Here is a 7266-nt window from a genome sequence, read left to right as displayed (position 1 = left end):
AACAGCCCCTTCGTTCATTTTGTTAAAGGTGCCGGGTTCAGCACATAACCCGCCCCCACCACGGTATGAATCAGCGCCACCGGAAAATCGCAGTCCACCTTCGCCCGCAGCCGATGCATGTGCATATCGATGATATTGCCGCGCGGTTCGAAATCGTAATTCCATGCCGCCTCGAGCAGCATGCTGCGCGTCACGACCTGGCCTTCGCGACGCGCGAGGCATTCGAGCAACAGAAACTCGCGATGCTGCAGGCGCAGATCACGGCCGCCACGCGTTGCGGTTCGCGCCCGGGTATGGAGCACCAGATCCGCGCATTCGAGCCGCTCGCTCATTCGGCTGCGATCCGCGCGCCGCGCGAGCGCCTCGATTCTCGCCAGCACTTCGACGAAGGCATACGGCTTCACGAGGTAATCGTCGCAACCGGCGCGGATGCCCTCCACGCGTTCGTTCAGCCCGCCAACCGCGGACAGCATCAGCACCGGTGTGGTATCCCCGCCGGCGCGCAATTGCCGCACGAGCGCGATGCCGCCGAGCGCAGGCAGGAGCCGGTCGGTCACAATCACGTCGTAAATGCCCTCGCGCGCGTAGGCGAGCCCGGTCGCACCATCGGCGACGGTGTCGACAATGAGACCGCTTTCGCTCAAGCCACGCGCCAGAAACTGGCTGGCGCGCATATCGTCTTCGACCAGCAGGATTCGCATACGCTAAACAGGTTGATGAGGCCAACATTAAAATTATTTAATGTTGGCGCGAAATGCCTGTGCAACTTCGCACGGCATACTTCGGGACATTGTGGATACGAGCGTAGTGTACGCGGCCGCCTCGCTTAGGTTCGCCGCGCGCTCACTTCTGGATAAACGCATGTCGAACGTACTGGTCGTCGAAGACGACGAGCAAACCCTCGCGGAGATCGTCGAAGCGCTGACCGATCACGGCTGCAAGGTGCAGACGGCGCGCACGGGCCGCGACGGTTTGATGCTCGCGGTCGCCAACAGTTATGACGCCATCGTGCTCGATCGCATGTTGCCGGGCGGACTCGAAGGGCTCGGCATGCTGGCGGCGTTGCGCAGCGCCGGCGTGCTCACGCCGGTGTTGATTCTGAGCGCGCTCTCCGCGGTCGACGAACGTGTGCGCGGTCTGCGCGCCGGCGGCGACGATTATCTGACCAAGCCGTTCGAGTTCATCGAACTGACCGCCCGGCTCGACGCGCTGATGCGCCGGCGCGAAGCGGCGCCCGGCGTGCAGGAGTATCAGGTCGGCCCGCTGCGTCTTGACCCGCTCAAGCGCGAAGTGAGCTTCGCCGGCCGCCCGGTGCCGCTCTTGCCACGCGAATACCGGCTGCTCGAATACCTGATGCAGCATGCGGGCCAGGTGGTGAGCCGCACCATGCTGTTCGAGGCGGTATGGGACTACCGGCTGGACGAGCGGACCAATGTGATCGACGTGCACATCAGCCGTCTGAGAAAGAAGCTCGACCCGGAAGGCACGGCTCCGATGATCGATACTGTGCGCGGTTCGGGATACATGCTCCATGCGCCTGACTGACCTGCACCGCACCACCGGTTTTCGCCTCGCCACGCTGTTCCTGATGCTGTTCGGCGTGATCGCGATACTGCTATTCGGCTACCTGTACCGCGAGATCACCGGCTTCGAACAGGAGCGCATCGACGACTGGCTGATTCGCGAGCACGCCCAGTTGCAACGTGAAGAACCCGACGAACTGGTCGCGCGATTCGAACATCAACGCCAGTTCGATCCGCGCCACCAGCGCCCGTTCGGCCTGTTCGAAGCGAACGGCAAACATCTTGCCGGCGGCTACGCGGGCGATCAGCCGGCTATCCCGGTCTTCGACCAACCGTTTTCCATGCGGCTCGCGAACCTGCCCGGCCACCCGCCCGGCCGATGCATCGCCGCGCGCGTGCCGGATAGCCGCATCGCATTGCAATGCCAGAATACCCGTGAACTCGACCATTTCGACGAAGAACTGCTGCACGCGCTGCTTTCCACCGCCATGATCACGCTCGTGATCGGCCTGGTCGGGGCGAGCCTGATCGGCATATCGGCCATGCGGCGGCTGGACGCGGTGACCGCCTCGATCGAGGAAATCGTCGCCGGCAATCTCAGCAGGCGTTTGCCGGTGCATTCGAAACGCGACGACGTGGATCGCCTCGTCGGCGTCGTGAACGGCATGCTCGACGAAATCGAGCGGCTCATGAACGAGGTCAAGGGCGTGTGCGATGCGATTGCTCACGATCTGCGCACGCCGCTTACCCGGATGCTCGGCGGGCTCGAACGTATGCAGCGCCGCGCCAAAACCGAAGCGGAGTATCGCGCGGCAATTGATGAAACCATCGTCGAGACCAACGGGCTGCTGCGCACCTTCAACGCGCTGCTGCGCATTTCGGAGATCGAAAGCGGCGTGCGCCGCGCGGGATTCACAACAGTCGATCTGGCCGCCGTCGCTGATGACGTGTTCGAGTTCTATGATCCGACTGCCGAAGACAAGCAGATCGCCTTCGAGCTGCAGCGAACGGTATCGGGGCCGCTCGAGATCCAGGGCGATCCGAATCTGCTATTCGAGGCGCTGGCGAATCTGGTGGAAAACGCCATCAAGTTCGCACCGCACCGCGGCCATGTGCGGATCGCAGTGTTCCGCGACAAGACCGGCGCGGGCGTCACCGTTTCGGACGACGGGCCGGGCATTGCGCCCGTCGAACAGCAGGCCGTGTTGCGGCGCTTTTATCGCGGCGAGTCAAGCCGCCACACGCCCGGCAGCGGGCTCGGTCTGAGCCTTGTGCTGGCGGTCGCCGGCATGCACGGCATGTCGATCCGCTTCAAGGACACGACGCCCGGATGTGAAGTCCTGTTGTACAAACCGAATGAGTAGCGTCGCGTGCATAGTAGCTGGCGGATAGACGAGACGTATATCAAGGTCCGAGGGCAGCGGAAGTATTTGTATCGTGCGGTCGACAAGCAGGGCAACACCCGTCGATTTCCTGCTGCGTGCCCATCGCGACAAGGTCGCGGCGCAGCGCTACTTTGAAAAGTCGATCGACAAAAACGGCGAACCCGAGACGGTGACCATCGATAAGAGCGGCGCGAACCTTGCCGCGCTAGACGCGCTGAACGCCGAACGGGACACCCCGATCGAGATTCGACAGAACAAGTATTTGAATAACATCGTTGAACAGGACCATCGGGCTATCAAGAGGCAAACGCGTCCGATGCTGGGCTTCAAGAATTTTCGCTGCGCTCGCATCCTGTTAAGCGGCATCGAGCTTGCGCATATGATCGCCAAGGGTCAAATGAAAGACAATTGCCCCGAGCACAGTCGCGCTGAGCAATTCTACTCGCTGGTAGCATAAGTAATCCTCACTATCCTAACGATGATTCGCTCTTCCGCCTTATCGCGACGGATCCGTTTTTTTTACCCCCGATCCGAAGGGTGACGAGTACTGCGTGCGCCAGAAGTGCCAGGGTGATGTGGCGGTACCACCCGCGCCATTGGCGCACCTCATACTGAGACTGGATCACAGAGCCGTCGCTCGCGTTCAGCACGAACAGCTTGCCGGGGTCACCAGACATTACGCACCGGCGCAGTTCAACTGCGCCGGTGCGTGTCAGGTGAGTCGCGCACTCGCCTTCAGGCAGATTCCCTCAAGCAATCTAATCGGTCTGCGTGAAATCAAACGATTGCTCGACCACGACCTGACCGCCGCCGTCGACCTTGCATTGGTACTGAGCCATCGCACGTCGTACCGATCCGTCAAAAACTCCCGGAGGCGTCGACTTGACGATATCGACCCGGGCGACCCTGCCGCCTTCGATCGTCGCACGCGCCGTGACTTCGCCGGAGATTCCCTCGGCTAACGCCCGCGGCGGCATGTCGGGCTTCGCCTGCACCGGACACACGATTGCAATGTCGGCGGGTGCCGCAGCGGCAGCGCTCGTGTTGCTGGATCCCGCGGTTGAAGGACCCGGCGCGGCTGGCGCAGCATGCGCCGTAGAAGGCGCCTCCTGTGTCGCGACGGGCGTGGGAACAACCGGCGCCGGTGCGGCTGTCGGCGTGGCAGCGTGACGTTGTACTCGGGCAGCCGGTCGTGCCACCGGTTTCGGCACCGGAAGATCCGATTGCTGCTTCACCACTTTCCTGATGACCGGCGGCGCGTGTGCCGGCTTCGGAGCGGGCGTATGCACCGACATCACAGCCGCTATCAGCATCCCCTCGATCACAAACGCAGCGAGAATCGCGATGGTCATTGCATTGCCGGCACGTGGCTGTGACGCCATGGTAGGCCACAGTGCTCTACGGGGTTTGCTCGACATACTGATGTTCATTACGCTCGCCTCCAGGACTATTGCGCATCGGTCGCGAGCGCGACCGAGCTGATTCCTGCAGAACGGACCAGATCCATCGTTATTCACGCTGACGCCGTGACCGAATCCTAGTTCGCAGGCGGTACGCATCGCCGGAGCGGCGAGCCCCGACTGTAGCAGCGGAAGACTAAGGCGCAGCGGATTCAGTTCGTCGCAATAGCCGTACGTGTAGGTAATACCATCAATGCTGCCGGCTTCCCAATCACTCACGTTCTAGCTCTCCTTACTTAAAGCATCGTCGTGTTGGAATGACATCTTCCGAACCCACTTTCAGTAGAGGCTCCGCGATACAATCAATGTCACCCAGCGCGGTTTTCCCCGATGCTGGGTCGGCGTAATGGGAAGCCTCTCATGGCGCAGGCCTCTTTGTCTATCCACAGTCCGACGCAAAACATTACTGTGCAAAATTCCCGCACTGATGACATGTTCTTCAGGCTCTCATAAGGTAACTTCCTTACATTCATGCACCGACAGTAACGCCCAACCACCTGTCGGCTGATCCGGGATGAGGTTCGAGTCTTCGGTCCTTCGACATACCTCGTTATCCAGTCAACAATGTCCCTCAACATGAATAGTCACGCCCTCCAGCCGCAATCCGATGTGTGGTCCGATTGGCTTTTACATATTCGGTACGCCGATGATCCCAGGCAAGAACAGGTCGTCCATGCCGAACTCAAACAAATTGCGGACCGCGTTCTAGACGGCGCCAGGCTTGATTCTGGCATGACGCTCGCCGACATCGGTGCCGGCGATGGACTGATCGGCTTGAGCGCTATCGACCGCATAGGCCCATCATTGCGCGTGCTTTTGACAGATATCTCGGCGCCCCTGCTTCGGCACAGTGAAGCACTCGCAGTTCAGCGGAACGTCCGGGATCAATGCGTCTTCATCCAATGCTCCGCAGAATTGCTCAATGGCATTGAGGGTGACGCTGTCGATGCAGTCACGACTCGAGCAGTTCTCGCTTACGTCCCCGACAAGATGGCCGCTATGCGGGAATTTCACCGGATTCTCAGACCCGGCGGCCGACTATCGATCGCTGAACCGATTATGCGCGACGATGCGTTCGAGGTCAGCTCTCTGAGGCAACTCGTTGAAGGTCTGCCCGAGAAAGCGGAGGACAACTTTTTTCGCCTGCTGCATCGCTGGAAAGCAGCTCAATTTCCCGATACTGAGGAAAGGATTTCCGCAAGTCCGATTGCAAACTACGGCGAACGCGATCTGGTGCGCTTCGCATTAGATGCGGGGTTCGCGGATATTCATATGGAATTCCACATAGATGTACGCCCCGCCACAATCACTTCCTGGGATGTACTGCTTGGTAGCTCGCCTCACCCCTGGGCTCCGCGGCTCGGCGATGTTCTCGCGAAACAGTTCACAGCGGACGAACGACTATTCTTCGAACAGATCCTCCGCCCCCAAGTTGAAGGTCGCCGATTGGTCACGGCCGAACGCGCCGCTTACCTCACCGCACTAAAGCCTCCTCGCTGACGCGCGAAGCCGCTCCCATCACCTCGCTCAGTTTCCGTTCGGGAACGTGGGTAGGCCAAGAAGCTTTGCCGAACAATTATGAAGTGTTTGAACACCCGATGCACGATGGGCTGAATTGATACAGAGAGCGCGGTCGCCGAAACTTTCAGATAAAGTCGCGACGACAATGCGCTCGACGGCGTCAACGTACCTATCACTTCTCCCTCGCACAAAAATATAATTGTCAATCGTACGGCGAAGTCATATCGCTAACCGCTGTCAGTCGGTGTCTGATTGTGCGATCGGGACTCGTTATCGAACGGCATTTAAGGTTGTCTGAGATAGTAAAGTATTTAGATCAAGCAATCTGACATTCCTCCACACCACCTCCGAAGTTTGATTAGCCGTAGTTCCGGCCCAATGCATTTGACTGGAGTTTTACTAAAGCCTGCCCAGATCGACAAGCTCAGGCGCATGCAGTTCGGCCGCAAGTCCGAACAGCTGCAGCGGCAAATCGAGACGCTCGAGACGCAACTTGAGGATCTGGCCGCCGGGCGCGGCGTTGCGGATGTGCAGCGTGCGCAGGCCCGCGGTGCAAATGGAGAGCGTGCAAAAGTTGGGGAGGTCGATTTCATCAGGACTCCCTGACTCACGACATGATTGCGCGGTGTGTGCTATCCGTCGGCGAGTACCCGCCTGCCGACGTTGGCCCGATGCATTTTCCGCAACCCGAGTCGGCGATCTTGAGCGCCGAGATGCGACGCGGCGAGAATTCCCCGTTCAAAACCGTTACCCTGACCTGCACCATGCAGTGCGCCCCTTCGTCAGTCCAGCGCATTTGTCGTTTCTTGGCCATACGGTAGCTGACAACGTGGTTCACCGCGGACTCGGCGATGCTGCTGCTTATCGGCAGGCCCTTGCGATGCCGGGCGCCGTAGTTGACCAACGTGCGCACGTTGTTCTTGAGGTAACTGGAGATGATGTTCAGATTCCACCACAGCGTTTTGAATTCGTATCCCTCCCTCGACAAAGAGCCGACTGTCCATTGCCTTCTATGAGCATCAAATTGTCAAGGGTTTGTTTTGCAGCTTTACATCGATGTGTGGTGTGTGGCTGGTGAATTGTTAGCAAGACTCCCCCCGGCCTTCATACGGTAGCCGTAGGGGAGGCTGAGCAACAGGCACTGCCTGAGGGAGCAAGGCACGCGCCGTGAACTACTGTGCAGGAGTTATCCACGGCCGGCGGCGGGTCGCTTTCTATGAGCGGAAAGTTGTCAAGGTTTTTAAGGGCTACTCATAAATTAATCGACGACGCTGACCAACCTTGCCCCGGGGGTTGGTCTCCCCGTGCGCAGAAGGGACGAGGGCTGGGGGTCAAGGGCAGGCGGGAGCCTGGCGGAGCGAACCCTTGACGCCGCGA

Annotated in this window: 6 protein-coding genes and 2 pseudogenes; 5 read left to right on the top strand and 3 right to left on the bottom strand. The window is 59.8% G+C overall.

Annotated features, from left to right (window positions below):
* Positions 1 to 14: 14 nt before the first annotated feature.
* Complete coding sequence (locus P0D89_RS50010) at positions 15 to 701, bottom strand: response regulator transcription factor (RefSeq protein ID WP_408379225.1); 687 nt, start codon at positions 699 to 701, stop codon at positions 15 to 17.
* Between the two features lie 160 nt (positions 702 to 861).
* Here P0D89_RS50010 and P0D89_RS50005 point away from each other — a divergent pair, with 160 nt between their 5' ends.
* The 3 genes and pseudogenes from P0D89_RS50005 to P0D89_RS49995 form a co-directional block, all read left to right on the top strand.
* Positions 862 to 1545, top strand: coding sequence for a response regulator transcription factor (locus P0D89_RS50005; protein ID WP_317016507.1), 684 nt, complete (start codon positions 862 to 864; stop codon positions 1543 to 1545).
* The gene (locus P0D89_RS50000) at positions 1532 to 2887 is read left to right on the top strand and encodes a sensor histidine kinase (RefSeq protein WP_408367919.1); all 1356 of its coding nucleotides are present in this window, start codon (positions 1532 to 1534) and stop codon (positions 2885 to 2887) included. Before P0D89_RS50005 ends, P0D89_RS50000 begins: the two co-directional genes overlap by 14 nt.
* Positions 2888 to 3365: pseudogene (locus P0D89_RS49995) on the top strand (IS6 family transposase); the annotation flags it as partial.
* 301 nt (positions 3366 to 3666) lie between these two features.
* On the opposite strand, the gene P0D89_RS49990 reads toward P0D89_RS49995, so the two are convergent.
* Positions 3667 to 4260: an energy transducer TonB gene (locus tag P0D89_RS49990; protein WP_408367917.1), complete on the bottom strand. Its 594-nt coding sequence runs from the start codon at positions 4258 to 4260 to the stop codon at positions 3667 to 3669.
* Positions 4261 to 4932: 672 nt separating this feature from the next.
* Between P0D89_RS49990 and P0D89_RS49985 the strand changes: the two genes are divergently transcribed.
* On the top strand, positions 4933 to 5868 hold the full coding sequence (locus tag P0D89_RS49985; RefSeq protein WP_408367915.1) for a class I SAM-dependent methyltransferase: 936 nt from the start codon (positions 4933 to 4935) through the stop codon (positions 5866 to 5868).
* Positions 5869 to 6303: 435 nt separating this feature from the next.
* Positions 6304 to 6444: pseudogene (locus tag P0D89_RS49980) on the top strand (IS66 family transposase); the annotation flags it as partial.
* 52 nt (positions 6445 to 6496) lie between these two features.
* Here the strand turns inward: P0D89_RS49980 and P0D89_RS49975 are convergent.
* Positions 6497 to 6793: a hypothetical protein gene (locus P0D89_RS49975; protein ID WP_408367913.1), complete on the bottom strand. Its 297-nt coding sequence runs from the start codon at positions 6791 to 6793 to the stop codon at positions 6497 to 6499.
* Between the last annotated feature and the right edge of the window lie 473 nt (positions 6794 to 7266).

This window comes from Paraburkholderia sp. RL18-085-BIA-A (assembly GCF_046027075.1).
Classification (GTDB): domain Bacteria; phylum Pseudomonadota; class Gammaproteobacteria; order Burkholderiales; family Burkholderiaceae; genus Paraburkholderia.
Note: the sequence above shows the minus strand (reverse complement) of the source record. Positions and strands in the feature narration are given on the sequence as shown.